Annotated in this window: 22 protein-coding genes; 9 read left to right on the top strand and 13 right to left on the bottom strand. The window is 58.5% G+C overall.

The window, feature by feature from the left end; all coding sequences use genetic code 11:
* Positions 1-17: 17 nt before the first annotated feature.
* Together ICA15_RS00110 and ICA15_RS00105 are read right to left on the bottom strand one after the other, a co-directional pair.
* Positions 18-1,055 (bottom strand): NAD-dependent epimerase, encoded by a 1,038-nt coding sequence (locus ICA15_RS00110; RefSeq protein ID WP_210555548.1) that lies wholly within the window; start codon positions 1,053-1,055, stop codon positions 18-20.
* Positions 1,052-2,404, bottom strand: coding sequence for a UDP-glucose dehydrogenase family protein (locus tag ICA15_RS00105; RefSeq protein ID WP_150602267.1), 1,353 nt, complete (start codon positions 2,402-2,404; stop codon positions 1,052-1,054). The genes ICA15_RS00110 and ICA15_RS00105 overlap by 4 nt, the downstream gene beginning before the upstream one ends.
* 388 nt (positions 2,405-2,792) lie before the next feature.
* Here ICA15_RS00105 and ICA15_RS00100 point away from each other — a divergent pair, with 388 nt between their 5' ends.
* Positions 2,793-4,490: a sulfatase-like hydrolase/transferase gene (locus ICA15_RS00100; protein ID WP_210555549.1), complete on the top strand. Its 1,698-nt coding sequence runs from the start codon at positions 2,793-2,795 to the stop codon at positions 4,488-4,490.
* Between the two features lie 140 nt (positions 4,491-4,630).
* Here ICA15_RS00100 and ICA15_RS00095 read toward each other — a convergent pair whose 3' ends face one another.
* On the bottom strand, positions 4,631-5,650 hold the full coding sequence (locus ICA15_RS00095) for a helix-turn-helix domain-containing protein (protein WP_210555550.1): 1,020 nt from the start codon (positions 5,648-5,650) through the stop codon (positions 4,631-4,633).
* Positions 5,651-5,816: 166 nt separating this feature from the next.
* Positions 5,817-6,737 (bottom strand): LysR family transcriptional regulator, encoded by a 921-nt coding sequence (locus tag ICA15_RS00090; RefSeq protein ID WP_210555551.1) that lies wholly within the window; start codon positions 6,735-6,737, stop codon positions 5,817-5,819.
* A 96-nt stretch (positions 6,738-6,833) separates the two neighbouring features.
* Here ICA15_RS00090 and ICA15_RS00085 point away from each other — a divergent pair, with 96 nt between their 5' ends.
* Positions 6,834-7,676 carry an AraC family transcriptional regulator gene (locus ICA15_RS00085; protein WP_210555552.1) on the top strand — a complete coding sequence of 281 codons (843 nt, stop codon included), beginning with the start codon at positions 6,834-6,836 and terminating at the stop codon, positions 7,674-7,676.
* Between the two features lie 98 nt (positions 7,677-7,774).
* On the opposite strand, the gene ICA15_RS00080 is transcribed toward ICA15_RS00085, so the two are convergent.
* Entirely contained in the window at positions 7,775-9,748 is a 1,974-nt protein-coding gene (locus tag ICA15_RS00080) for an alkyl/aryl-sulfatase (protein ID WP_210555553.1), read from the bottom strand.
* Positions 9,749-9,886: 138 nt separating this feature from the next.
* Here ICA15_RS00080 and ICA15_RS00075 point away from each other — a divergent pair, with 138 nt between their 5' ends.
* The 6 genes from ICA15_RS00075 (at position 9,887) to ICA15_RS00050 (ending at position 15,411) form a co-directional block, all read left to right on the top strand.
* Entirely contained in the window at positions 9,887-10,540 is a 654-nt protein-coding gene (locus tag ICA15_RS00075; RefSeq protein WP_210555554.1) for an ABC transporter ATP-binding protein, read from the top strand.
* Positions 10,537-13,008, top strand: coding sequence for an FtsX-like permease family protein (locus tag ICA15_RS00070; RefSeq protein ID WP_210555555.1), 2,472 nt, complete (start codon positions 10,537-10,539; stop codon positions 13,006-13,008). The genes ICA15_RS00075 and ICA15_RS00070 overlap by 4 nt, the downstream gene beginning before the upstream one ends.
* A complete protein-coding gene (locus ICA15_RS00065; protein WP_210555556.1) occupies positions 12,998-14,065 on the top strand; it encodes a lipocalin-like domain-containing protein in 1,068 nt (355 codons plus the stop codon). Before ICA15_RS00070 ends, ICA15_RS00065 begins: the two co-directional genes overlap by 11 nt.
* A 238-nt stretch (positions 14,066-14,303) precedes the next feature.
* Positions 14,304-14,546 carry a hypothetical protein gene (locus ICA15_RS00060; protein WP_150616511.1) on the top strand — a complete coding sequence of 81 codons (243 nt, stop codon included), beginning with the start codon at positions 14,304-14,306 and terminating at the stop codon, positions 14,544-14,546.
* A gap of 11 nt (positions 14,547-14,557) precedes the next feature.
* Positions 14,558-14,740 (top strand): hypothetical protein, encoded by a 183-nt coding sequence (locus ICA15_RS00055; protein WP_150602257.1) that lies wholly within the window; start codon positions 14,558-14,560, stop codon positions 14,738-14,740.
* Between the two features lie 86 nt (positions 14,741-14,826).
* Positions 14,827-15,411 (top strand): hypothetical protein, encoded by a 585-nt coding sequence (locus ICA15_RS00050; protein WP_150602256.1) that lies wholly within the window; start codon positions 14,827-14,829, stop codon positions 15,409-15,411.
* Positions 15,412-15,752: 341 nt separating this feature from the next.
* Here ICA15_RS00050 and ICA15_RS00045 read toward each other — a convergent pair whose 3' ends face one another.
* Complete coding sequence (locus ICA15_RS00045) at positions 15,753-16,580, bottom strand: glycosyltransferase family 2 protein (protein WP_210555557.1); 828 nt, start codon at positions 16,578-16,580, stop codon at positions 15,753-15,755.
* Between the two features lie 226 nt (positions 16,581-16,806).
* On the opposite strand from ICA15_RS00045, the gene ICA15_RS00040 reads away from it, so the two are divergent.
* Positions 16,807-17,619, top strand: coding sequence for a VanW family protein (locus tag ICA15_RS00040; protein WP_210555558.1), 813 nt, complete (start codon positions 16,807-16,809; stop codon positions 17,617-17,619).
* Positions 17,620-17,664: 45 nt separating this feature from the next.
* On the opposite strand, the gene ICA15_RS00035 is transcribed toward ICA15_RS00040, so the two are convergent.
* The 7 genes from ICA15_RS00035 to tssD form a co-directional block, all read right to left on the bottom strand.
* On the bottom strand, positions 17,665-18,162 hold the full coding sequence (locus tag ICA15_RS00035) for a hypothetical protein (protein WP_210555559.1): 498 nt from the start codon (positions 18,160-18,162) through the stop codon (positions 17,665-17,667).
* A 27-nt stretch (positions 18,163-18,189) separates the two neighbouring features.
* Positions 18,190-18,672, bottom strand: a complete 483-nt coding sequence (locus tag ICA15_RS00030) for a hypothetical protein (protein ID WP_215731540.1) — start codon at positions 18,670-18,672, stop codon at positions 18,190-18,192.
* Positions 18,673-18,715: 43 nt separating this feature from the next.
* Entirely contained in the window at positions 18,716-19,630 is a 915-nt protein-coding gene (locus ICA15_RS00025) for a DUF6708 domain-containing protein (protein ID WP_210555560.1), read from the bottom strand.
* On the bottom strand, positions 19,627-22,890 hold the full coding sequence (locus tag ICA15_RS00020; protein WP_210555561.1) for a toxin VasX: 3,264 nt from the start codon (positions 22,888-22,890) through the stop codon (positions 19,627-19,629). Before ICA15_RS00020 ends, ICA15_RS00025 begins: the two co-directional genes overlap by 4 nt.
* Positions 22,887-23,753: a DUF4123 domain-containing protein gene (locus ICA15_RS00015; RefSeq protein ID WP_210555562.1), complete on the bottom strand. Its 867-nt coding sequence runs from the start codon at positions 23,751-23,753 to the stop codon at positions 22,887-22,889. Before ICA15_RS00015 ends, ICA15_RS00020 begins: the two co-directional genes overlap by 4 nt.
* On the bottom strand, positions 23,750-25,795 hold the full coding sequence (tssI, locus tag ICA15_RS00010; RefSeq protein WP_210555563.1) for a type VI secretion system tip protein TssI/VgrG: 2,046 nt from the start codon (positions 25,793-25,795) through the stop codon (positions 23,750-23,752). The genes ICA15_RS00015 and tssI overlap by 4 nt, the downstream gene beginning before the upstream one ends.
* 132 nt (positions 25,796-25,927) lie before the next feature.
* Positions 25,928-26,253: type VI secretion system tube protein TssD (gene tssD, locus ICA15_RS00005; protein WP_210554595.1), on the bottom strand; the 326-nt coding region annotated here is incomplete at its 5' end.

The following is a 26,253-nucleotide window of genomic DNA, read 5'->3' as shown; positions in this document are numbered from 1 at the left end:
AAGACCTCCACTGATGGTCAGCCGCGTGCGGCGCGTGGGCGATAGGCAGTTGGGTAGTAGTCGCGGAACCAGGCGATGAAGCGCCCAAGTCCTTCATCCAGCTCTATCCGGGGCTGAAAACCGGTGGCCTGGGCCAGATCGCTGGCCTCGGCACAGGTGTTGAGTACGTCGCCCGGCTGCAAGGGCAGCAGCTCGACCAAGGCTTTTTGACCGAGGTGTTTTTCGATCAGCGCCAGGTAGGTTTTCAGTTCCACCGGATGTTGGCCGCCGATGTTGAACAGCCGCCACGGCGCCATGCTGCTGGCGGGGTCGGGCTGCTCGCGGTTCCACTCGGGGTTGGCTTTTGGCGGTTGCGGGATGAGGCGGGCAATGCTTTCGATGATGTCGTCGATGTAGGTGAAATCGCGCTGATGCTCGCCATAGTTGAACAGCTTCAGCGGTTGCCCCTCGCTGATCGCCTTGGCGAACTGGATTGGCGACATGTCCGGCCGGCCCCACGGCCCGTACACGGTGAAAAAGCGCAGCCCGGTGCAGGGGATGCCAAACAAGTGGCTGTAGCTGTGGGCCATCAGCTCATTGGCTTTCTTGGTCGCGGCGTACAGCGACAGCGGATGATTGACGCCGTCCTTCACCGAGTACGGCGTGGTCTGGTTGGCGCCATACACTGAACTCGACGAGGCGTAGATCAGGTGCTCGACCGGATGCTGCCGGCAGCTTTCCAGAATATTCAGGAAACCCTGCAGATTGCTGTCCAGATACGCCCGCGGATTCTCCAGCGAATAACGCACCCCGGCCTGCGCCGCGAGGTGGATGACTACTTGCGGACATTCCCGGACGAACAGCGCTTCGATGGCCGACGCATCGGCCAGGTCAACCGTAGCGAGCTGGAAATCGCCGACCTGCTCGCGCACCCATTGCACGCGATCGTGCTTGAGCTGCGGATCGTAATAGGCGTTGAAATTATCCAGGCCGACCACTGTGTGTCCGTCGCGCATCAGCCGCAATACGCAATGGGCACCAATGAAGCCGGCCGCGCCTGTGACCAGAATTTTCATGGCCGTAGCCCTTCGGGGGCGATGTGGCGCAGGCCGATGCCGCTGTAATGCAGGCCAGCGGCGGCCAGATGTTCCGGGTTGTAGAGGTTGCGACCGTCAATCACCACCCGCGAACGCAACTTGCTGGCCAGCCATTCAAAATCCACCACGCGGAAGTTTTTCCACTCGGTGCAGATCACCAGTGCATCGGCATCTTCCAGCGTGTCGTCGCGGGTGGCGCACAGGTGCAAGTCGTTACGGTAACCATAGAGGCGCCGGCACTCGGACATGGCTTCCGGGTCGTAGGCCTGCACGCTCGCGCCTTCGGCCCACAGCGCATCCATCAGGTAACGGCTGGGGGCTTCACGCATGTCGTCAGTGTTTGGCTTGAACGCCAGGCCCCAGATCGCGATGGACTTGCCGGCCAGGCCCTGGGGGAACTGCGCTTTCAGTTTGCTGAAGAGGATGTGCCGCTGACTGTCGTTGACGTCGGTGACGCTGCGCAGCAGTTTCAACGGCATGCCGTTGTGTTCGGCGGTGTGCAGCAGGGCGCGCAGATCCTTGGGAAAACACGAGCCACCGAAGCCGCAGCCCGGATAGATAAAGTGATAACCGATGCGCGGGTCGGAACCGATGCCCTTGCGCACTGATTCGATGTCGGCGCCAAGCAATTCAGTGAGGTTGGCCAGCTCGTTCATGAAGCTGATGCGCGTGGCGAGCATCGCATTGGCCGCGTATTTGGTCAGCTCGGCGCTGCGGTTGTCCATGAACATCAGTTTTTCGTGGTTGCGGCAGAACGGTGCGTACAGCTCGCTCATCTGCTCGCGGGCCTCGTCATCGCGGGTGCCGACGATAATCCGGTCGGGGCGCATGCAATCGGCCAGAGCGCTACCTTCCTTGAGGAATTCGGGGTTGGACACCACGCGCACTTTCAGGTCAGTCCTGGCGCGGCGCAGCAATTCGCTGTTGGAAGTGGCGAGGACTTGATCGGCGGTCCCGACCGGCACCGTGGATTTGATGATCAGGGTACGATCGGCCTCCATTAAACCGGCGATCTGCCGGGCAACGTTGAGCACGTGGCTGAGGTCAGCGGAGCCGTCTTCATCGGCCGGGGTGCCGACCGCGATGAAAATCAGCTCGGCGTGTTCGACCGCATCGCTGGCCTGGGTGCTGAACAGCAGACGCCCAGCCTTGATGTTTTCTTCAAGTGCGCTGGACAGTCCTGGTTCGCTGATGGGCGGCACGGCTTGTTGCAGTTGTTTAATCTTCTTCGGGTCTATATCAACGCATAAAACCCGATGTCCGACATCTGCAAGTGCGGCAGCTTGTATAAGTCCAACATAGCCCGTGCCAAATACGCTCACGTCCATCTGCGCACCCTCGATAGAGCGAAAAGAAGAAGTTCTTGAGAAGACCGTAGAAGGGGTATAGCGCAGGGTTTGAAAAGCGTGTCAGCAAAATGACATGTTGCATCTGTATAACACTTGAGCGCTTTTTGGCGATTGGCCATCAAGTCATTGCTGCGATTGGATTTGTTGATTTTTTGCAGATTTGTTCAGAATTAAAATAAGCGATAGACGGTTGTAAGTCTTTAATTTAAAGGCTTTCAGCGCATGGCGTGTGTCAGATTTGAGTCACCGTTTTTTTGACGCATTATAAAAAAAACAGTCAATTCTTGCGCTTTGAGGGCCGGGTGCTAGTGTCAGGTTTTGACCGACAAACCTTTGACTTTCTGCCTTTTGCACCAGCGGAATCGCCATGTTCAAATATGCAAAAGAACTGCTTTTAATTACTTATCTGCTCCTTTATTCCGAATATTACATTGAGCGGTTAAATGCTATCGGCCTCGGTTTTTCTGTACTTCTTTTTGGCGCGATGTTTTTGGCGCTCACTTTGGCGTTATATCTAACGGCGTATATAAGACAAACACTCGTTCGCCATTTATTCGCATTGGCGATGTTTGTTTCGGCGGTGTTTTTCGACATCTATACCCGGGTCACCGCGGATTACCTGAGCTACAGCAATTTCGTCTCGCTGGTGTATTCCGGCGGCTTCATTCAGGAAGCGGCGTACCAGTACCGTGACGCAATCATTCGCGGTGCGCTCAGTGGCCTGCTGCTGTTGTTTGCCATAGGTCTCAAACCGCGCCATTCGCTCATCGTACCGAACACGTTGCGCGTGGCGGCGCCGTTGTGTGGCGTGTTGCTGCTCAGCGCGGTGCTGTTTTTGCGCGCAGGCGAGGGTGCCCGCGGTTTGCCGATCATGTACACGCCGTTGGCCTATCTGAACCTGTTTGCCTATGAGGCGCTTCATAACACGGTGGGCCCACGTGAACCGGTCACGCTGGCGCGCACTTCGCAGGCGGTGGGGCATGACATCGTGCTGATCATCGACGAGAGCATCTCCGGCAATTATCTGGATATCAACGCGCCATTTGGCGTGCACAGCAACCTCAAACAGCCGCACGCAGGCGTCGACATTTTCAATTACGGCTATGCCGCCTCCATCGCCAATTGCAGCGCCGACACCAACATCACCCTGCGCTACGGTGGCACCCGCGCCGACTACATGCGCATCAACAGCACGCTGCCGTCGATCTGGCAGTACGCGAAAAAGGCTGGAATGCGCACGGTGTACATCGACGCCCAGCGTACTGGCGGCAATCTGCAGAACCTGATGAACGACGCCGAGAAAAAGGACATCGACGAGTTTGTCCAATTCGACCGCACCAGCGTGCGCGACCGCGATATGGCCGCGGCGGCGAAGCTGATCGAACTGCTCAACGACGACAAGCCCGAGCTGATCCTGATCAACAAGGTCGGCGCGCATTTCCCGGTGCACGACAAATACCCGGATGCCTTCATGGCTTACCGCCCGACCTTGCCGCGCGGGCAGTTCACGGAAGTCGCCGATACCGGTGAACGCAATGGTTTCAATGGTCAGGTGGATGACTGGGTGCTGTATCGCAACGCCTACAAAAACACGGTTTTATGGAACGTCGGCGAGTTTTTTGCGCGGGTGTTGGCCAAGGGCAATCTGAACAATGCACTGCTGATCTATACCTCCGATCACGGGCAGGATCTGCACGAACGCGGTAACCCGGGGCTTAACACCCACTGCGGCGGGGATCCGGTGGAGGAGGAGGGCCTGGTGCCGCTGGTGGTGATTCAGGGCCGCGATCTGAAAACGCTCGACTGGTCGGCTCAGTTGGCGGCGAACAAGGATCGCTCCAGTCACTACAACATTTTCCCGACTTTGTTGCAGTTGATGGGGTATGACCTGGCGGCGATCGAGTCGGCGTACGGCAAGCCGCTGTCGGTACCAACGGTGGATGAATTCACCTTCAACTATCGCTTCAATGCGCGGTTGGGGGCCAAGCCTGAGTGGAAGCATATTGATCTGGGCAGCATCGTGACGCCGACCCAGGCGCCGGCGAGTGTGGCGGCGGGGCAGTAGGTTTGTATAGGCAGGACTGGCCTCATCGCTGGCAAGCCAGCTCCCACAGGGATTTCGGTAGTTTCGGGATATTGGACTCACCAACAAACATTGTGGGAGCTGGCTTGCCAGCGATGAGGCCGGGTCAATCACTATCCCTTTCAGATCTTGACCCACTGCGCCCGATACACCCCCGGCGCACACCCCAACCACCTCAAACACGCGCGGTTAAAACTCTGCACATCGCTATAGCCCAAACGATCAGAGACCTCGACCAACTCCAGCTCACTTGCCTGCAACAGATCCTCGGCCCGGTAGCGCCGATACTCGTCCAGTAACTCGGAAAAACGCCAGCCCAACGCCTTCAACCGCCGAGCCGCTGTGCGTTCGATCAAATGCCGGGCGGCACAAAACTGCTTCCAGTCGGCCGCTGCCAGGTCTGCAATCAAATAGTCGCTGAGCTGCTCCAGCAAGGTCGACTCGCTGTTGCGGCGGGTCTGCTCCAGCAATTCCACCAGCGTTTGTTCGAGCGACTGATTGCCCGGCGTCAACGGCGCCACAAACAACTGCGGATCCAGGCGAATCGCCGGATACGCCTGCCCACCCTGCACGGGCGCACGGAAGGCGCGCTCATGTTCTGCGCTGCTGGCCGAAACCAGCGCCACACTCGACACAGGATCACGCCCAAGACCACTGGCGAGCAACTTGCGCCGCAACATGCTGCACAGGCTGATAAGGATGTAATCGGTAGTCGCGGCACACGCTCGCAAGCTGCCGGCATCCAGCAAACGCAGTTCGACAGCATCGCCGTCGCGGACGATCTGCGCGCGGTAATGGCCGTTGAAGAAAGGGAAGAACCGCTCGAAATAATCGCAGGCACTTTGCAGCGACACCGCGACATCGAACAGATACGTCAGGCCATTAGTGGCCGTGGAAACAAAGCGCCGGCCTGCCGCCAGACCGATCTGCGGATCGCCGGTCTGCTCGATGGCAAACGCCCAGAACCGCCGCGACAGCACCAGCGGAATGCGCATGAAGGGCGTGCGCAAATCGAACAGACTGCGGTGAAACTGCGCCTCGATGGCGTCTTGCGCGATACCGCGCGCAAGCAACTCTTCGATGGCCGGCAACAGACTCGGTGCGTAAAAAGCGTTGGCGGGCGGCTGATCGATTTTTGTCATATAGGGCTCACCGCTTGTTTCGGAACACGGCTCACTCCTACAGTTGAACGCATTCCAACTGAATAAATACGGTCACCTGTAGGAGCTGCCGAAGGCTGCGATCTTTTGATCTTGCTTGTAAATATCACAATCAAAAGATCGCAGCCTTCGGCAGCTCCTACAAGGCTCAGTGGTTGGCCGCGAGCAGGCGTTGATCGACGGTCAGAATCGCTTCCACCATCGCCCGCGCCGCCGGGGTCATGGAGTAGCCGACGCGGGTGACGATGCCGTAGCTCAGTTGCAGAGCCGGATCGTCTTTGGGTATGTCGATGAATTCGAGCAAGTGGATCACGCCTTGATCGACCTGCTCACGCAGTGCCTCCAGCGTCGCCAGGCCCACTGCGTCGGAGCGCAGCACCACGCGCTGGATCGCGTCGAACTGGGCGCATTCGACGCTGGGGGTGAAATCGGGTTCGCCCAATACATCGGCAAGGATTTTGCGGATCATCGGCGGAATGCGTGTGCCCACCACCGGGTAGTCGAGCAGGGCACGCAGCTTCAAGTCAGGCTGACTGGCGAGCGGGTGACCCGCGCGGCAGAAAAACCGCCCCGGTCGGGTACGCAGCAGTTGCACGTGGTACTGCGGATCGCCAACGAAATAACGCGCATCCGCCACCAGAAATTCGATCTGCTGCTCACGCAACCACAACGACAATTGCTGCCAGTCGCCCTGATGAAAACGCGTGCGGATCGCCGGATGGGCCTGAATGAATTGCGCCAAGGCTTCCGGCACCAACACTTGCGCCGGATAAGGGCCACAACCGAATTGCAACTCACCGCTGGTGAGGCCGTTGTATTGCGTCAGTTCGTTGTGCAATGCCTGACTGCCGGCGAGCAGGCGCCGAGCATGTTGCAACACCAGTTCACCTTGGCCGGTGAGGCGAAATTCCCGGCTGCTGCGCTCGACCAGTTCACAGTCCAGATCGCGTTCCAGCGTCTGGATACTGCGGCTGAATGCCGGTTGACTGAGGTTGATCGCCTCGGCTGCGCGGCCAAAGTTGCGGTAGTCAGCGAGGGCGACCAAGTGGCGAAGCTGTCGCAAATCCATCATGCGTCTCCTGCATTCTGCGGATACTTTTAATGCATTGGATCGATATCACGTTGGCTGGCATAAGTACACGCCTGTCTCTTGGTAGCCGTTGCCATGTCCCACCTCCTGTTCGCCTCCAGCGCCTTCACCCGGACCATTCTCGGCCACGCCGAGCAGTCCGGTCTGTGCCCGCAGACCTTGCTGGCGCGCGCCGGAATCAGCCACGCGGCACTGCAGGATCAGGCTCGGCAGATTCCGGCCCACGCGGTGGAGCAACTGTGGCGTGAATGTGAACAGGCCGGTGTCGCCCCGACGTTCGGCTGCGAGCTGGTCAACTCAATGGCGACCACTTGCCTGCAAGGCTTGAACATTCTGCTCGACTCCGCGCCCACCCTGCGCGCCAGCCTTGAATGCTTCGTGATGTTCGTCCCGCGAGTGGCCAATTACGTGGCTGTCGAACTGCAGGAGATCGGCCTGTTCGCTCATTTGCATTTGCGCCCGGTGCTGGGCCATGCGCATCACTTCGGCCTTGATGCTGCAACGCTCACTTTGGTGCGCAATATCGCCGGGCGACTGGGCAAGGCGCCCGAGGAAGTGTTTGTCAGCGTCAGTCTGTGCCCGCCACAAGCGGCCGGAAACTGGCTACGCGGCGCCGGCATTAATGTTGAGCAGGGCGAGCATCCGCGCCTGACGCTGCGCCGTGCAAGTCTTGACGATGCGCTGCTGGGCGCCAATGCGTTCCTGCACCAGAGCATGCTCCGTCACTGGCAGGCTGAATCATCCGCCCCCAGCCGTAACGACAGTCTGCAAATGGCCCGTCATTGGCTGACCGCCGGCGATCAACCGATCGAGCGCATCGCCGCGCGCCTCGGTTACCGCCAGCCGAGCAACTTCATCCGCGCGTTCCGCAAACAGTTCGGCATCACGCCGAAGCAGTTCCGGCTCAATCCTTTGTAACTTCGGCGTTGATCGTTTTTTTGTCGCTCGCTCTCACATTTAGCCGGGGGCGCGGTTTCAATGTGGGAGCGAGCCTGCTCGCGAAGAGGGCGACGCGATTACGGCGTGACGATGTTGAACTGCGGCCCGAACGTATCCAGGCTGCCCATCAACTCACCCAGTTTCTTGCCGTTACCCTGCAACTTGATCAAGCCTTTTTGCATCGCCGTCGGGAAGTCCAGTTGCTTGAGGCTGATCTGCTCCAGTGTGTCCTTGCTCAGGCTGACACTGGCATCTGCCGCCGGATTGAGCCCGGCGCGGTGGGTGAGGACGCCATTGCGCAAGGTCAGATTGAAGTCCTTGTGCTGATCCTCGAATGTCCAGTTCAGCGTCAGGTCATGGCCGACCGCCTTGTCACTGTCCAGGCGCACCGCCAGATAATCAAAGAACATTTCCGGGCTCATCGCCCGCACCATGTCTATCGACACCGAAGTCCCGGCGTGCGGTGGCACACCATTGCGCAGCTCCATCGCGCCGGTCAGGTACATGTTGCGCCAGGTGGCGTTTTCACTTTGATAACCCATTTGCTCCAGTGTCTCGGCCTGGGCCTTTTTCGCGTCGACGTTGTCCGGCTCGGCGAACAACAACTGATTACCCAACTGCGCAGCCCAGCGATAGTCACCGCTGGCCATGGCTTTGCGCATTTTCTCCAGCACCGCAGCGCCACCGCCCATGGCCTCGACCGTGCGTTTGGCGGTGTCCACCGGCGGCAGCGGATTGAGGTTGGCCGGGTTGCCGTCATAGAAACCCATGTAGCGCTGATACACCGCGCGGACGTTGAAACTCAGCGAGCCGTAATAGCTGCGGGTGTACCACTTCTGGTCCAGCGAGCCCGGCAGCTTCTTGACCGCATCGGCGATTTCCAGCGGTGTCAGGCCCTTGTTGAGCAGGTGCAGCGTGCGGTCGTTGAGGAACGCGTACATGTCGCGCTGGTCGGCGAGGAGCGTGCGAATCCGCTCGCCACCCCAGGTCGGCCAGTTGTGCTGGGCGAACAGCACGTCGGCCTTGTCGCCGTAGCGCACCAGGCTGGCGTCCAGATATTGTGACCACGCCTTGGCGTCGCGTACCTGGGCGCCACGCGGCGTGAGCACGTTGTGCATCATTTGCGTGGCGTTTTCTGCCATGCACAGGGCTTTGAGCTCGGGCAGATAGAGGTTCATCTCGGCCGGGGCTTCGGTGCCCGGCGTGAGTTGAAACTCGACCTGCACACCGGCGATGGTGCGGGTTTCCAGTTCCTTGGTGATCAGGTCGGTGGGTGGAATCAGCGTGATAGTGCCGCCACTGGGCGTGCTCTTGCCCAGGCCGGCGTCGACCTGACCCTGTTCACCGCGCGGCAGCAAACTGCCGAACTGGTACTGCGCGCGGCGGCTCATGGCGTTGCCGGCGTAAACGTTCTCGCTCATCACGTGTTCCATGAACCCGGCCGGGGCGAACACCTTGACCTTGCCGGCCTTGACATCGGCCTCGTCGATCACGCCGCGCACGCCGCCGAAATGGTCGGCGTGAGTGTGGCTATAGACCACCGCGACCACCGGTTTGTGCGGACGGTTCGCATAGTACAGGTCCAGCGCAGCCTTGGCGGTTTCGGCCATGGTTAGCGGGTCGATGATGATCAACCCGGCGTCGCCTTCAATGATGGTCATGTTGGCCAGATCGAGGCCGCGCACCTGATACAGCTTGGGGCTGACTTCGAACAGGCCGGCATGGGCGCTGAGTTGAGCGAGCCGCCACAGGCTCGGATTGACCGATTCCGGGGCCTGATCCTTGGCGAGGAAGTCGTAGGCCTGCACATCCCAGATGACCTTGCCGGCGGCGTCCTTGACCTGGCCCTTGAACGGCGCGATCAGGCCTTTGCTGACCGATTCGAAGTCGGTGCGATCACTGAACGGCAATTGTTGCAGGACGGCGGCGTTGCTGGCGGACGTCTGGGCGCTGGCGGCAACGGCTGCGTCGGCGGCGATGACTGTTTGACTCAGGCATGCGGTGATCAGGCAGGCCAGCAGGCCACGGGGGCTCAAAGTAAAACGGGGCATGGATTCTCCAATTATTATCGTTATGGCTGGATCAGGGTTTGAGGGTAGGGCGCAGCGAAGGCACGGCGATGATCATCCGCGGACAAAAACCATTCAGCACCGCTATCCTTGGCTCACGTCCATCGATCAGGTTTGCCCATGCTTGAGGTTCGCAACGTCTTCAAAAACTACGCCACCCCCCAAGGCCCGTTACCCGTGCTGCAAGGCGTCGACCTGACGCTGGAACCCGGCAGCAGTCTGGCGTTGATGGGCGAATCCGGCAGTGGCAAAAGCACCTTGCTGCACTTGATCGCCGGTCTCGACAAGGTCGACAGCGGCAGCATTCGCAGCGGCGAGCATCGGCTCGAGAGCATGAACGAAGCGCAACTGGCCAACTGGCGGCGCACGGAAATCGGTCTGGTGTTCCAGCAGTTCAACCTGATTGGCAGTTTGCGCGTCGAGGACAATCTGGCGTTTCAGGCGCGCCTGGCCGGGCGTCACGATCCGCGTTGGCAAGCGCATCTGGTGCAACGTCTGGGCCTGGGTGATTTGCTCAAGCGCTATCCCGAGCAGCTCTCGGGCGGTCAGCAGCAGCGCGTCGCGTTGGGTCGGGCGCTGGCCTCGCAGCCGAAACTGCTGTTGGCCGACGAACCCACCGGCAGCCTCGATGAAGCGACCAGCGACGAAGTGCTGCGATTGTTGCTGGAGCTGCTCGACGACACGCCGACGACCTTGCTGATGGTCACTCACAGCCCTCGTGTGGCGGCGCGGTTGTCGCAGCGGGTGGTGCTGTCCAGCGGACGTCTGACGTGATCGTTTTCCGGCAAACCCTGCGTGCGCTGCTCAGCCATTGGCGGCGGCATCCGGTGCAGTTTTTCAGTGTGCTGACCGGGTTGTGGCTGGCTACCAGCCTGTTGACTGGCGTCGAGGCGCTGAACAGTCAGGCTCGCGACAGCTACGCTCGCGCCAGCCAATTGATCGGCGGCGAACCGCAGGCCAGCCTCAGTACGCCGAACGGTGCGACGTTCCCCCAGCAATGGTTCATCGACCTGCGGCGCCAGGGCTGGCCGGTGTCGCCGCTGTTGCAGGGGCGCTTGATCCTCAAGGATCACGACAATCAACGCCTGCAACTGATGGGCATCGAACCGGTGTCGCTGCCAGCCGATTCCGCTGTGGCAGGGCAGGCGATGCCGATCGAGCGTGTCGTCGAATTCTTCACGCCGCCGGGCAGTACGTGGATTTCCCCGGAAACCTTGCGGGCCCTGAACCTGAGCGAAGGTGCTACGCCGCAAACGGTCAGTGGCCAGACGTTGCCGCCGTTGCTGGCACAAAAGGACATGGCGCCGGGCGTGTTATTGGTCGATATCGGTGTCGCGCAAACCCTGCTCGAACAACCCGGACAACTCTCGCGTTTGTTGCTGCCCAAGGATTTTCACGGTGAGTTGCCGACCACGCTCAAAGGCCAGTTGCAGCTCAAAAGCAGTGGCGAGGAAAACAATCTCGCGCGCCTGACCGAGAGCTTTCATCTCAATCTGGATGCCTTGGGTTTTCTCTCGTTCGTTGTCGGTTTATTCATCGTGCATGCAGCCATCGGCCTGGCGCTGGAGCAACGCCGTGGCTTGCTGCGCACATTGCGTGCCTGTGGGGTCAGTGCGCGGATGTTGATGGGTTGCCTGATTTTCGAATTGGGTTCGCTGGCGCTGATCGGCGGAGTGTTCGGCGTGATCAGCGGTTATTGGCTGGCCAGTGTGCTGCTGCCGGACGTCGCCGCCAGCCTGCGCGGGTTGTACGGCGCAGAAGTGGCGGGGCAGTTGCGCCTGAGCCCTTGGTGGTGGGTCAGCGGGATCGGTTTGAGCCTGCTCGGCGCCTTGCTGGCCGGGGCAAACAGCCTGCTTCGCGCTGCCCGTTTGCCACTGCTGGCGGTGGCGGATCCGCAAGCCTGGCATCAGCAATACACGCGCTGGTTGCGGCGTCAGGGCTGGCTGGCCTTGGTGCTGGGCGTGATTGCGCTGGTGGCGTTGATTTGGGGCGACAGCCTGGCCAGCGGTTTTGTGCTGATGGCGGGGTTGCTGCTCGGCGCCGCGCTGGCCTTGCCGGTGCTGTTGAGTGGCGTGTTGAATCAACTGCTCGGGCGCAGTCGTTCGGTGCTCGGCCAATGGTTTCTCGCCGACTGCCGCCAACAATTGCCGGCACTGAGCCTGGCGCTGATGGCGTTGCTTCTGGCGCTGGCGGCCAACATCGGCGCCGGCAGCATGACCGCCGGTTTTCGCCAGACCTTCAACGACTGGCTCGAACAACGCTTGAGCGCCGAGCTTTACATCAACCCGAGCAACCCGGCCCAGGCCCGCGAGATGTCCACTTGGCTGAAACAGCAGCCACTGGTGACGGCGGTGCTGCCCAACTGGCAGGTATCGATCACGTTGCAAGGCTGGCCGGCGGATGTCTATGGGGTGATTGATCATCCTTATTATCGTCAGCATTGGCCATTGCTCGATGCCAGTGGCGGTGATCCGTGGGCGCATCTGGCGACGGATGATGCGGTGATGCTCAGCGAGCAACTCGCCCGCCGCCTGCAGGTGCGCGCCGGTGATCGCCTGACGATACCTGCTCCGAATGGCGCGTGGTCGCCGCGAATCGTTGGCATTTATGCCGATTACGGCAATCCCAAGGGCCACTTGCTGGTCAATAGCAACCATCTGCTGCGTGGCTGGCCACAGTTGACGCCGAACCGTTTCAATCTGCGCATCGATCCGCAAAACATTGCGGAATTTTCGCGTGCATTGCAGGCGCGTTTTCAGCTGGATGACAGCCGCATCGTCGATCAGGCGCGGCTCAAGGGCTGGTCGGTTGAAGTTTTCGAACGCACCTTTGCCGCCACGGCGGCTTTGAACACCTTGACCCTGGCGGTGGCGGGCGTGGCGCTGTTTATCAGCTTGTTGACCCAGAGCCAAAGCCGTCTCGGCCAACTCGCGCCGCTGTGGGCGCTGGGCGTGACACGACGCCAATTGATGCTGCTCAATCTTGGTCAGACCTGGCTGCTGGCGGTGCTGACGCTGGTATTGGCGTTGCCGCTGGGGATCGCGCTGGCGTGGTGTCTGGATGCGGTGATCAACGTGCAGGCGTTTGGCTGGCGTCTGCCGTTGCGCGTGTTCCCTTGGCAGCTTTTGCAACTGATGGGGTTGGCGTTGCTGGCCACATTGCTGGCGTCGGCGTGGCCGTTGTATTCGCTGTACCGTACGCAACCGGCGGATTTGCTGAGGACGTTTGCCCATGAGGACTAACTTCGTTGTGCTGATGGTTCTGCTGTTGCTCGGCGGCTGCGATCAGTCAGTGCCCGAGCAAAAGGGCTTCGCCGGAATGGGCGATCAGGCACAGGCATTTACCCCGGTGGTGCCGGGTCGGGTGTTCAGCTTTCCGGCGGATCACGGCGCCCATGAGGGGTTTCGCATCGAGTGGTGGTACGTCACCGCCAATCTCAAGGATCAGCAGGGCAACGATTTCGGCGTGCAATGGACGCTGTTTCGCAGCGCCCTCAAACCGGTGCCGGAGCAGGCAGGTTGGGGCAGTCAAACGATCTGGCTGGGGCATGCCGCGGTGACTTCGGCAACGGCGCATCATGCCGCCGAGCGTTATGCCCGTGGCGGCGTTGGTCAGGCCGGCGTGCGTTTGGCGCCGTTCGAGGCGTGGATCGATGATTGGCAGTTCAGCAGTCAGGCGGTCGATCCCCTAAGTGACCTGCAACTCAGCGCCCGCGATAGATCATTCGCCTATCAACTGCATCTCACGTCCAGCCGTCCGTTGGTGCTGCAAGGCGACAAGGGTTTCAGCCAGAAATCCGAACAAGGGCAGGCATCGTATTACTACAGTCAGCCGTTTTTTCAGGCCAGCGGCACGCTGCAAATCGATGGCAAGACTTACACCGTCAGCGGCCCGGCGTGGCTCGACCGCGAGTGGAGCAGCCAGCCGCTGACCGCCAGCCAGACTGGCTGGGACTGGTTCTCCCTGCACCTGGACAGCGGCGAACACCTGATGCTTTATCGCATGCGCCAGAAGGAGGGCGCGCCGTACCTGACCGGCACCTGGATCGGCGCCGACGGCCAGACGCAAACGCTGCGTAGCGAGCAGATCAAACTCGTCCCGCAAGACACCGCCAAAGTCGCCGGCCGGGCGATGCCGGTGCGCTGGTCAATCAGCATTCCAGACAAGCACCTCGATATCAGTCTCTCGGCGCTCAACCCCAACGCGTGGATGGACCTGCGCATTCCCTATTGGGAAGGTCCAGTACGCGTCAGTGGTAGTCATGGCGGCAACGGCTACCTGGAAATGACCGGGTACTGATGCTCAAAATCCTGGAATGACTCATCACGCGCTACCGACATAAAACCCCGGGGGATATGGCTCATCTCAATCTGCCGACACACATCCCTGTAGGAGCTGCCGAAGGCTGCGATCTTTTGACGGTGGTCTTTGAACGCAAGATCAAAAGATCGCAGCCTTCGGCAGCTCCCCAGGGATCGGGTTGAACTCCGGTTGCTCGCTGAACCTCTACAAAAGTAATACCTGTCGAGGATGAGCCATGAGCGACGACCTGCAACCCCAAGACCTCACCACTTGGCAACGTCTGTTCGACGACGACACTTTGTGGCAGCAGTCCCCCGACGCTCACTTCTTAGACCTGCAACGCATCGCCGATGACATGCTCGGTCAGGGCGCCATCGACCTTGAGCAATGGCAGATCCTGCGTGCCAAGGCCGATGACCTGCACAAGGATTCCCCCGCCGTAAACGTCGCCCGCGAACTTGACGACCCCGAAGCCTGAGGACAACACCGATGAAACCTGAATCTGAAAACCAGCATCCTGACGAGCCCCGGCCACCGGGGGAAACCGAGCGCGACAATGATGCTCTGCGTCCGACCGATCCGAAGCAGCGTGAGAAGAGCGGCAAAGGCACGGCCAGTGGCGAATCGACCGCACAGGAAACTGCCGCGCCACAAACCAAAGCCAAGCCCTGAACAGCGTCTATGCTCAGTGACACACCCCACGTCTGAAATGATTCCGGCGTCGGGTGCTGCCAATCATTGACAGGGAAAGTACGCTTATGAAGCTTCATGCACTCGCCAAGTCCATCGCCCTCGCGTCGCTGCTGTCCGCCTCCAGTCTCACTGCGTTTGCCGCCGACATACCGCTGTCGGCAACGGTTGAAGCCGACAAAGTCACCACCAAAGTGCTAGCGGTTGACGCGGATAAACACCAGGTTGTGCTGGAAGGCGCCGAAGGCCAGCAGGTTCACGTACAGCTCACGGAGAAAGCGAAAAACCTCGCCAATCTGAAGGTCGGCGACCAGGTCAACGTGGAAGTCATGCGTTCCGTCGCGGCCTACCTCGACACCGATGTGGATAAAGGTCTGCCTGGCACCACCGAGCGAACCGGCGAACTGCGCAACGCTCCGGGCAGCAGCAACCCCGGCGGCGAAGCTTACCGTCAGGTTCAGGTGCAATTGAAAATCACCAAAATTGATTTGAAAACAAATCAGGTAACTCTGCAAAACCCTGCCGGTGTATCGAAAACCCTCAACGTCGAACGGCCTGATATTCAGGACAAACTGAAGAACCTCAAAGTCGGGCAGAGCGTTGTTGTCACTTATACCGATGTATTAAAAGTGACCAGTCAGCACGAAAGTTGAGTTTTAGCTCTACAGGATGACTACTCTTGTACAGTTTTTGTATTAGAGTAGTCATACTATTAGTTGCTTGTAGGGTTTCTGAAAGTTTCGTGAAAGGTTCGTGAAGGGTTTCATCGATAAATATCTATTAACTTTCTTGTACATAATATTTACATTGAAGTATGGCGACATATCCGCCAACTTCTATTAAAATCCTTCGCGTTCGCCCAGTGTCAGGGCTCTTTACCGGTGCATGGATTGCCAGGCCATTACACTGGGCGAACACCTCCGTTGGAGCAAATGTATACAATTTCAGTTAAAAAAAGGGTGACTTTTAAAGTCACCCTTTTTGTTGCCATGAGTTAAACCGATGTTTGTATCCCGGGTTTGCCTCGCTGTCCCTGGAAGCGCTCGATAGTCGCTTGGTACATTTTCGTACGGCGGTGATTTTTCCCGTAGGTGCCCGCCGCGGCGACCGTTCCTGCCTGGATGTGATCGAGATAACGGAAAATCGTGCGTGGCGAAAGCAGCTTGATGCCGTATCCAAGGCTCACCATTCGATCCTGCAGCGTGTAACCGGGTACGCGATCATCCATGCAGAAGTGCAGGCCTTGAGACTTCATCAGTCGCACGTTCCACAACGTACAGAAACTTTTCAGGTGAGTTTCCTTATATGGTCTTGGCGGTTTGGATTTCATACCCAGACGAACTTTTGCCTGGCGAACATAATGCTTGCAAAAGCGTGAAGTTAAACGCCAGGTATCCCGCACAATCCCCCGATTGATCTGCTCGACACAACCAACTGCGGCGATATCCGCACTTTTTGTGCACTCGCGCAGCATCATTGCAAACACTTCTTTGTCATAGACGAAGGTGTCGGTGTGGAGCAAAAACAAATAATCGGTTTCAACCTTTTCCAGCGCCAGATCAAGTGCCTTGCCATGGGCAATATGGCCTGCTTCCTTGCACGGAGAAGGCCGCTCGATCAAGTTGATCCAGTCGAGCGAACGCAGGTAGTCCAGACTTTCATCCGCTGAATCGTTGTCCATCACCCAGACTGGAATGCGCTGTTCCTTGACATGCTGGTGCAATAATTCCAGGCACATCCGGGTAATGTCCGCGGTCTTGTAATTGACCAGGACAAGGCTGAAGTTCGGCTGTGGTTGGGTTGGCAGATTAAACGCACTCATAACAGAAAGACTCATCCACGGGTCAATGACGACAGGGTTTATGAGCCGGGAGGGTAGCGAGCCAACCTTAGGCGAAGCTTAATTTGCAGGTCTGGCAGCGCTTCAGAATGTGTCGAAGTGAGACCGGAAAAGGCGCTTTGTTTATTTGGCGCGGGCCGGTTACAGGCTAAAATACGCGCCCAATTCACGGTTCAAGGAAGAAACGGCGTTCGCCGTTGCATCACGGATGAAACCACTTTCCCTCTACCACCCGGCCTTGTACTGGCTGCGCGTGTGGCAAAAAAGACTGTTCCGGCACATCGCCTGGCACTGCTCCAGCAAGCGTTACACACGACCCGTTGCGTTGACCGGACGCCTGCCATTTCGCTACCTCAAACACACCTCGAAACTCATCCGTAAACTCGGCGACTCTGATCTTGCCCTGCAACACAACAAAGTCATCAACCTCAAACTCGCCGTCGCCGCCATCGACGGCGTCATCATCGCCCCTGGCGAACACTTCTCCTTCTGCCGCCTCGTCGGCCGCCCAACGCGTAAACGTGGCTACGTGGAAGGGATGGAACTGTCCTTCGGCGAGGCCCGCACCGGGGTGGGTGGCGGGATATGCCAACTGAGCAATCTGATTCACTGGATGGCCATACATTCACCGCTGGTAGTGGTTGAACGCTCCAATCACAGCTTCGATCCGTTTCCGGATGAGGGACGCTTACTGCCGTTTGGCTCCGGTGCGGCGATTTTCTATAACTACATTGACCTGGTGCTGCATAACCCGACGGATCGGTGTTTTCAGCTGAAGTTGAATGTCGGGCAGACGCAACTGGAAGGGGAGTTGTTATGTGATCAGGTGCGGGCGTATCGGTATCACGTGTTTCAGGAAGGGCATCGGTTTGCGCGCGAAGGGGAGCGGGTCTATCGGGAGAATGAGATCTGGCGGGAAGTTCGGGAAAAGGGGCAGGTGGGGACATTGGTAATGCGGGAGAGACTTTATCGCAATCGTGTAGTGGTCAAGTATGCGGTGGCGGACGAGCTGATCGGATAGGGCACGCGCAAATATGCTTCGCTGAACAAGGCGCGCCGCGTCTGATCAGTTTCTGAAATAAAGCTCGTCGAGCTGACGTCTGCGTATCGACAAATATTCATCCCATACCTTGGGGAAGTCCTCATCCCTCGTCAGCGGAAAGGTCAGATAAATGTATCTTCCGACAACACTGATGTATTGCCGCGCACGTTTGAAAGCCGGCTGCTCGAAAAGCGCGACGCTCTCATCGTAGGCGTCATGGTGATGACGGATGCTCACTCGGTGCGGCGCGATCATGCCCCGCGCAAAATCGATTACCCAGCAATTATCAACGGCTGTGCTCAGGTACCCGTAAACACCATCGCTCGACAAACGAATACATGAATTGGCCTGAGTACCGTCTTCATCGTTGACCAAAACAATCTGGTCTGCGAAATACTGGATCATCCTGTTATCGGGCCCTTGCAGGAGCAAGCTCCAACCTTCTGCCCCCATGTGGAATTCACCGTTGTTTTCAAAGGTGGCGGTCCAGCCGTTGGCGAGTGTGATTTGGCGGGTGTTCACGTGAGTTCCAGATTCAATGGTTCGAGGCTAAAGCGATTCGAGTTCGAGTGTGCAACCAAGGCTACGCAGTCTCTGAAGCTCTTGAGCGAACGAGTATTTCGAAGTGCCAGCATTTTCCTTGTCGTAGGATATTCGGAGCAGCCTGAACAACACGCCTGCTTTATTTCGGCTGGTTTTACCAAGGGCGGCGGTAAGGTCATAACCCGCCCCGGATAGAAACGGGTTCTTCTTCCTCAGGATGTAATAGGCCCTCAGGTTCGAAAGCAATCCGTCCGAGTCGATGTAGTTTTCCTCGAGGCTTTGAACGTACTCCTCAAAGATCCGGGTCAGTTGTACTTGCGCTGAGTCCTGGTGCCTCAACACGGCACACATCCCTTGCCAGTTGTTTATGTGCAAGTGGTCGCCCCAGTCACAGCCTTTGGCGAAGTAGAACCCGTTGCCTTTGAAGAAATCAGGGATTTCATGTTGGTCTAAAGCGTTTTGGAAGGTAGCCGTCACTGGCGTACTCATGTGTTGTCCTCAGGTAACGGCGCACGGCTCCCCCTTAAGCCAATTACTGTAGTGGTTGCTCGGCCATTTCTGTCTCACGCTTGGCGATGGCTGCTGCCAACTCAGGAGAGCGTTTGGCCCATTGCTCGGGAGGAAGGGGTTTGGACCATTCGACGATGGCGGGATCAGTCAGATCAGGTGGTGGTGCGAGTTTCCAATTTTGCAATTTTTCGGCCCAGTATGTTCCTAGGAAAATAACAAAAAACAACCCGTGCAAAACGTCCAGAATGTCGCCTTTGAAAAGGCTGGTAACGATGGAACCGATCTGTGTTTCGGCGTAAGGTTTTCTACCCAATCGGCTATCTGGGATCGCGTCTGGCCCCTTCTCCATGTAGCTGCGCATGCACTCCCAGAGGCTCATAGCCGTTTCACCACCGCCGCAGTTGAACCCTAGACTGAAGTCGCGCTCCTTTTCTGGCGCGTCAGGATCGGGATTACGAAAGCCCACTATCAATAGACCTTGAGTGGTTTTTCCGTGCTGACCCACCGAGTCCATCGCCACTGCTTGGGCAGTAACCTGCTCCCAAGGCACGATCCAGTATCGGCCATCTTTGAATGGCACACATACTTCGCGGCGTTGACGGTTGAAGCGGATTGGAGGCGGTACGGGACTCATTAAACCTTTCAGTACTAGGAGAATGGGAATGCCAACTATGAAAAGCGAAAGGGCCAATGCTTCCCAGAAAATTACGGAATTGCGCTCGTGATGAATAAGCCAGATACAGAAAAGCAGTACCGGCCAAATGACCATCACTGCCGAGCCAATACTGTAAGAACCGATGTCAAGGCAAACGTCGTTCTTGCGCCAGATGGTGTTTAGGACATCCTTTGGCGTTTGCCCTGTAGGAACGGCCAGTGGTGCCAAGTAGTCCTCTCGCGAGAGCGGTCCTTTGCGGCTGCCGGATGTGGCTGAGGTCATGCCTTGTCCTTGGGTTTCAAATAGCTGGAGTTCTGTTGCGGACCTAGGCGGTGAATGCTGGCCCGATCAAGTTCTGGGGTTGGTTCGCCGGAGCGCAAGGTGACGATTTCACCATCCGGGCTCAATAATCCGCCATTGGGTAACAGGGTGTAGGCCAAGCCTTTTGCGCCGCCAATAGTAGCACCGACTCCGGCCAGCAACGCCACCGGGCTGAGGTAAGACAGGCGTAAAGTCAGGCGGGTCAGCGGTTGGGGGAAACTACCGCTCAAACGCAGGCCTTGACCCTCATCGACCGGGATCCAGGTGCATTGGCTGGCATTCAACCAAGTAGATCCGAGGTCAGTTGGCGTGCCGCGGGTACCGGTGCCGAAGCCGGCGGAAAAGGGAGTTAAGTTGCCACTCATGGCTAAATCAATTTGTGCGGCACCCGGCGCCGCTCCAGGCAAGTCAATCGTAAGTTGGTTGATGCCGTCCTGAGTAATCGTGTCACCCATTGAACCACTGATGCGTACTTCCCGCGTTTCCATAGCCAGACGAGGCTGGTAGAGGAGCATCATCAGTTCGTTGATTTCATCCAGCTGTGCCTGAGGTGCGATGAAGTTGTGAGTATCGGCTCGGCGGTGGGACCAACAGCAGTTAGCCAGGTAGCTTTGCAGAGGGTTGGCCTGGCGGAACCATGCAAACAGGTACAAACCTCCCAGACCCAGAAGCAAAAGATTGAGCGGGCCCATGCCAAGTCGAAAGCGCTTTATTGCGAGAGGAGTCGAGATTTTGTTCGACAAGCGCATCCCAGTGAGGCTAAGACCTAGTAGTGCCTGCGCTCCGTATACTGCGATCTGTCCGGTAACGGCCAATTGCTTGATTTTCAGCCAAGGATCGATTGAGCTTTGAGCGCTATCTATTTGAATTTTTAACGATGCGAACTCTTGGAGGGCTGCTGCTGCTGACACTACCCCTACTACTCCTCCAAACAGGGTGAGTGTAGGAGCTACTACAGCCCCACGACCTAGCTCTTGAACTCCCTTCCCCAAAATAACCCAATTCTGAATCACCGCCCCCAACGCGGCCCCTGCGTACAAATACGCTGACATGCTATCCGCCTGCCGTTGCGCATCGCTGCCTTCCAGCGCCGCTGCCTGTCCGGCATAGGTGCCGGCGTTGAGAATGTTGACCACCAGCGCCGCCAGCGGCAGTAGGCCACCCGAGGCTTTGATCGAGGGTGCGTTGACGATGCCGTTGACGCGACCGAGGCTGATGGCCTGAGCGGTGCTTCGGGTCCATTGGCTGAGGGCTTCAGCGTTCTGGCCGACTAAGCGCCAGACTTTGATACCGTTCTCTACGCCCTGCACAAGGCGGGTGTTATCGCCGAGGCGGATGACCAGGAATAATCCCATTGCCATCGCCGTGCCTTTGCTTGCATGAATCAAAGACGCGCCGAGGCGGGTCATGGTCGCCGTCCAGGCACCTTCCAGATTGCTCGCTAACCGCTCGATATTGCGCAGGGTGTCAGCGTCCAGAAGCTTGAGCGCGGCTGCGCGGGAATCGGCAAGGTTTTCCAGACTGAGCGCCGTGACCAGTTCGTTGAGGCGTGAAGTGTTGTTCACCGCCGCTTCCAGGCTCGGACTCCACGCCTGGAACACCAGACGCAGCAAGCCGGGGTCATCGCTGCTCACGTAATCGGCAAACTGTTTGGCGCCTTCGCTACGGCTGCACTGAGCACTAAGGCAGGCGACCGTCAAACTTTCAAGCCAAGTGAGGTGTTCTTCGCTGCTCTGGTCGACAAACCAAGTACCACTGTCGTTGCGTGGGAGGTAGGTTTCGCGATCGGCGTACAGCAATTGATGGCGTTTTTCGACCTGTTTGAAGTGCTGCGGCGCTTCCTGATCCAGCCAATGGTCCATGCTCGCCAAGTCGATGTATTCACCAACCTTGGTTCCGCCGCCACCTTCCAGATTGCTGACTTTTTCCTGGCGATAATCCCGCACAACCTGTTGCGCTTCCTGATGCAATTCGCTCGGGATGAAGCTGCGCACCTTGTTCAGCACGGCTTCTTCACGGGATCGAACCTCAGCCAACAGGCCATCCGCTTGAGCATGCCCATACTGTCGGCCGCGTTGTTGGTTGATGCGTGTTTCTTCCAGCATCAGGGTGTTCAGCTGCTTCTGACTGTCGATCAGGGTGTCGCCCTGTTCCGGTGTCAGTTGCAGGTTATGTTCGCGATACCGGTAGTTGAGCAGGTTGGCAACTTCGCCACCGTCTTCGGTAACCATGTTGCGGATAAAGCTGCCGATGGTCTGGCGCAAGCTATTGTCGGCTACCCACTCTTCGTGTTCTGCCTCGACCTTGTTCTGTTCGTGGTCGATATCCCGCAACACCCCCAGATCATCATCCAGCGCAGCAAACACCGCATATAGCGGAGCCGACTCGCTCTTGGCTTTGTCCAGCCAGGCTTGCGTAGGTGCCAGTTCCCAAGGGCTGGCGCTCCAAGTCCCGGGCTCGACCACGGGCTCGCCCGGTGGTTGCATGCCGGCCGCCTGTTCGCGTTCGCGCAGAGATTCCGAGCTAGCGGAGTAGGCTTTGATATTTTCTTGAGTCGGCGCGGCTTGCGCTGTTTTGCGTTGTTCTTTCACGCCTTCGCGGTCAGTCGCGCCGTTCTTCTGATGTTCATGCGCAAGGGTTTTTTCGCGCACTTTCGGCATGAGTTCGGCGACAAGTGTCGGGGCTTTTTCGAGCGGTAGGCAGTGTTTGGCCGACAGGCGTTTGGCTACGTCGGTAAGGGCGATCTGACGCATGCGCTTGCGTCGTTCACCGGTCTTTTTCAGGCGCTCGCAGGCGTCTTTGCCCAATGGCACTTCGCTGTAGAGCATCCACGCGTCGGTGCTTTTGTTCAATGCGATTCCGGCGTTTTCACCGGTCGTCAGAGCAGAGTGGGGTTGCGTCAGCGGTTGTTCAACCAGCAAACCATCAGACGCCACCGCGTAGCGTTTCAATGGTCCTTCGGCATGCCAAAGATAGGCGTAGCCCGCGCGCAAGCGACGCAAGGCCATCGGGTGGCTTTTGGTCGGGCTGGATGGCGCGAAATCGGCGTGTTCGGCGGCCTGTTCGGCCATTGCGTAGCGGCTGGGAACCACGAAGATTTCGGGTTGGCGCGCAGGGCAGGTGGTAGCCGGGCTGGACAACTCTTCGTCGCCGAACTGGCATTGTGCAGCCTGATCTGCAGCGGCCAGGTTGCGGTTTTTATCGAGCGGTGCGGTGGTCATGCATTGGACTCCTTGTCAGTCAGCAGCCAATGGCGATGCAGTTCTACCAACAAGGCATCCAGGCGTTGTGTGGCGTTGAGCATCGGCTGTTGAAGAATCTCGCGGTAGGCCTGATGTTCAGGCGCTTGGGGGAACTCGGTCCCGTGCTCGGCAACCAGAGCAGACCAGCGTGCCACTTCGTTGGGCGCCGAGTAACCGTGGCTGGCGGCGCCTTCACGGCAAAGGACCGCCCATTGCTGCTGTTCGACGGCCGAGCGCTGAGCCAGGCAGTCGGGAAAGTAGGTACGAACGTGCGCCAGCAACTGTTGATCAAACATTTCCAGCTTGCCTTGATTGAGCCGTTGCAACTGTTGCTCATCGAGGTGAAGCCACGGACGCTCAGCATATTGCTGGGCGCTTTGGCGATCCTGCTCACGAACGATCCACTGTTCTTCCTGGCCTTCTCGCGCTGGCAGGCGTACGCGTCTGATCGGGCCCATCACGTGATCTTTTTCCCCGGGGTTCAGGGCCGGCAGCCAATGGCGCATGACTCGCGGGTCGTAGTAGCGAAACAGCATTGAGGCATCACCGGTCACCCGCGCGTGGATGAGGCTGCGCAGATGTTCAGTCAATTGCTGTAGAGGCGCATCGCTTTCGATGATGAGGCCAGCATCGTTTTGCCAGTCATCAGTGAAGGCCTTTTCAAGTGCGCTGTTGGCGCGCAAGACGACCAGCGCAGGGCCAACATCAAATAGCTCTCGATAGGGCGTTGCGTGATACAGCCATTCGACAACAGGGTTGTCGTCCAGGCTGTACAGGCGGGCCGGAAGTTTTTCGATCTTTGCTCCGTCCAGAAGCAGATAACGCGTGGCACCGGGGATCATTTCATCGCCTTCAGTTGTTGGCATATCTCGCAGACTGGCTGAGCCGTCGTGGCTGCTCGTTGCAGGGTTTGACGCAAGGCGGGCACCAACAACGCCCCAGCCTTATCCGCATCCGCCTGCTTCAACGGCCCCGGCAACAACGGTGCAGCCCCCGTGCCGCTACCCGGTCCACCGCCGGAGTTCATGTTGATCACCGGCCCGCTCATGGTCACGCCGCCAGCATCGATTTTGATGAAGCTCCCACCGCCAATGAGCGTCAGTTCCGCCCCCGCTTCAAGCACGACTTTCATGCCGCTGCTGAGGTGGATTTCCTGCCCCGCATCGATGAACTGCCCAGTCCCAATCTTTATGTGCTGATTGACGCCCACGGTGAGGTGATCATTTGCCCGCGCCTCAACTTTGCGATCGGCATAAACCGTGTGGTGTTCTTCGGCCTTGAACTCGCTGTAGCTGTTCTTTTCAACGGTGTCGTGACGCTCGTTGCCGACCCTAATCTTCTGGTCATGCTCGACGTTCTCGTCCCAGTCACGCTGGGCGTGGAGATAAATCTGTTCCTGACCTTTTTTGTCTTCGATGCGCAGTTCGTTGTAGCCGCCGCCACCCATTGAGCTCAGGGTTTTGAAGGTGCTGCGGGTTTTGTTCGCCGGCAGCGCGTACGGGACGGTGTTTTCCTTGTGGTACAGGCAGCCGCTGATCAGCGGTTGATCAGGGTCGCCTTCGAGGAAGGTGACAAGCACTTCCATGCCGATGCGCGGGATGGCGATGCCGCCGTATTGGGCGCCGGCCCAGGCGCTGGAGACGCGGAGCCAGCAGCTGGTTTTGTCGTCGGCCTGGCCTTCGCGGTCCCAGTGGAACTGGACTTTGACGCGGCCGTATTGGTCGCAGTGGATTTCTTCGCCTTTGGGACCCGTGACCACGGCGCTTTGGCTGCCGAGAATGCGCGGTTTCGGGTGGCGCAGGGGCGGGCGATTCGGCACGTCCCACGGGGTGGCCTGGAAGCGGTTGCGGTAGCCCTGATGGAAATCGTCTTTGAGCGCGGTGGTGTCGCTGGTCACGGACTCTTCCAGCACTTGCGGCTGTTTGCCTTCGTGGAGGACTTCGGTGAGCAGCCAGAGGTCGTTCCATTTGGCTTTCGGGTGCGCGGTCAGCGCGAGGAAATGGCCGCTGACCAGCAACGGCTGATCGCTTTTGCCTTCAGCCAGTTGGAAGTCGCTGCGGTGACGTTCGAGGGCGCGTTTGGCCAGGTGTTTGCCGCGCTCGCGGTCGATGAAACGGCCCGGGTAATCGTAGTCTTCGAGGTCGGGCAGGGCGTCGCCACGGTTTTCGCTTTCCAGCGTCAGGCGTGGTTTTTCGAAGTCGTAATCGCGGCGCGTGGTGCGGCTGGTGCGGGTTTCCAGGCGCAGGTCGAAGCGCTTGATCACCGGGTCGCTGGCGACCATGCCGGAGTCTTGCTGATAGGCCACAGGCTTGAGTTTCGGGAACACCGTCTGGTCATCGCCGAACACCAGTTTGTGCGCCGTGGCGCTGTGCTGGAAGTGGTAGTGGATACCTTCTTCCTCGCACAGGCGCTGGATGAAATGCAGGTCGGATTCGTCGTATTGCACGCAGTAGATGCGCTCGGGGTAGATCGAACCGGTCTTGAATTCGTAAGCGTTGCTCTGGATGCCGTGCTCTTCCAGCACTTGGCCGATGATTTTCGGCACTGTGAGGTTCTGGAAGATGCGCTGGTTGACGCGGTGCGCCAGGTACGACAGTTGCGGGCGCAGGGTCACCGAATAACGGGTCAGGCGTTTGCCCGAGTCACCTTGCGCGGCGCGATAGATCTGGCCGTGGATGCCGCTGCCGTCGGGCGACAGTTGCAGGAAGGCCGGTTTGTGCAGCAGGGTTTCGAGGTCCAGCGACGGCTGCTCACTGACCAGCTCCACCTCAAAGACAAACGGCTGGCTGATGGCTTCCCGGCCGGTGAGGGTAAACACCTGAAAATCGGCGGAAAGCCCTTCGATGGTCAGGGCAAAGTGGGTTTCATTGGCCGGCGCGAACATCCCTTGTTCCTCGTGCTGTGCAGCGGCGCTCGTCGACGCCCGCAAAAGCGGGTCAACGTACGCTAAATTCTGGAGGGGCGTAAACAACATCGACCAGCAGAGCTGGCCGATGCTTGTAACGATCAGCCGTAATTAAACGACTGGAGCACGCCAGTCATCGGAACCCGAAGTACCGGATACTTCGTGGGTCCAGGTGATTTTGCGGTAGGTGAACTGCACTTCTTCCAGGTGGGTGAAGTGCGAGTTGCCTGGATCCTGGCAGTTGTGCATTTTGTTGTTGATGGCGACGATGATCGCGTCTTCCAGTTTGGTGGTGTAGTAGTGCTCTTGAGTACCTTGAGCCGAAGTACGGAACCACTGGATAACGATTTCGCTCATGCGCTCGCCGGAAGTCAGAGCGGCTTGCAGCAGAGGCGAAGCCTTGTCGTAGACCTTGGTGATCACAACTGGCTTGTGAA

It is taken from the genome of Pseudomonas sp. P116, from assembly GCF_020149425.1.
Classification (GTDB): domain Bacteria; phylum Pseudomonadota; class Gammaproteobacteria; order Pseudomonadales; family Pseudomonadaceae; genus Aquipseudomonas; species Aquipseudomonas anatoliensis.
Note: the sequence above shows the minus strand (reverse complement) of the source record. Positions and strands in the feature narration are given on the sequence as shown.

Coding starts and splice junctions, on each gene's coding strand:
- ICA15_RS00045 (WP_210555557.1), bottom strand. CDS start 16,580: ATGAGTGCGTTTAATCTGCCAACCCAACCACAGCCGAACTTCAGCCTT.
- ICA15_RS00085 (WP_210555552.1), top strand. CDS start 6,834: ATGTCCCACCTCCTGTTCGCCTCCAGCGCCTTCACCCGGACCATTCTC.
- ICA15_RS00075 (WP_210555554.1), top strand. CDS start 9,887: ATGCTTGAGGTTCGCAACGTCTTCAAAAACTACGCCACCCCCCAAGGC.
- tssI (WP_210555563.1), bottom strand. CDS start 25,795: ATGTTCGCGCCGGCCAATGAAACCCACTTTGCCCTGACCATCGAAGGG.
- ICA15_RS00040 (WP_210555558.1), top strand. CDS start 16,807: ATGAAACCACTTTCCCTCTACCACCCGGCCTTGTACTGGCTGCGCGTG.
- ICA15_RS00055 (WP_150602257.1), top strand. CDS start 14,558: ATGAAACCTGAATCTGAAAACCAGCATCCTGACGAGCCCCGGCCACCG.
- ICA15_RS00065 (WP_210555556.1), top strand. CDS start 12,998: ATGAGGACTAACTTCGTTGTGCTGATGGTTCTGCTGTTGCTCGGCGGC.
- ICA15_RS00100 (WP_210555549.1), top strand. CDS start 2,793: ATGTTCAAATATGCAAAAGAACTGCTTTTAATTACTTATCTGCTCCTT.
- ICA15_RS00105 (WP_150602267.1), bottom strand. CDS start 2,404: ATGGACGTGAGCGTATTTGGCACGGGCTATGTTGGACTTATACAAGCT.
- ICA15_RS00050 (WP_150602256.1), top strand. CDS start 14,827: ATGAAGCTTCATGCACTCGCCAAGTCCATCGCCCTCGCGTCGCTGCTG.
- ICA15_RS00110 (WP_210555548.1), bottom strand. CDS start 1,055: ATGAAAATTCTGGTCACAGGCGCGGCCGGCTTCATTGGTGCCCATTGC.
- ICA15_RS00095 (WP_210555550.1), bottom strand. CDS start 5,650: ATGACAAAAATCGATCAGCCGCCCGCCAACGCTTTTTACGCACCGAGT.
- ICA15_RS00020 (WP_210555561.1), bottom strand. CDS start 22,890: ATGACCACCGCACCGCTCGATAAAAACCGCAACCTGGCCGCTGCAGAT.
- ICA15_RS00025 (WP_210555560.1), bottom strand. CDS start 19,630: ATGACCTCAGCCACATCCGGCAGCCGCAAAGGACCGCTCTCGCGAGAG.
- ICA15_RS00030 (WP_215731540.1), bottom strand. CDS start 18,672: ATGAGTACGCCAGTGACGGCTACCTTCCAAAACGCTTTAGACCAACAT.
- ICA15_RS00015 (WP_210555562.1), bottom strand. CDS start 23,753: ATGATCCCCGGTGCCACGCGTTATCTGCTTCTGGACGGAGCAAAGATC.
- ICA15_RS00080 (WP_210555553.1), bottom strand. CDS start 9,748: ATGCCCCGTTTTACTTTGAGCCCCCGTGGCCTGCTGGCCTGCCTGATC.
- ICA15_RS00060 (WP_150616511.1), top strand. CDS start 14,304: ATGAGCGACGACCTGCAACCCCAAGACCTCACCACTTGGCAACGTCTG.
- ICA15_RS00090 (WP_210555551.1), bottom strand. CDS start 6,737: ATGGATTTGCGACAGCTTCGCCACTTGGTCGCCCTCGCTGACTACCGC.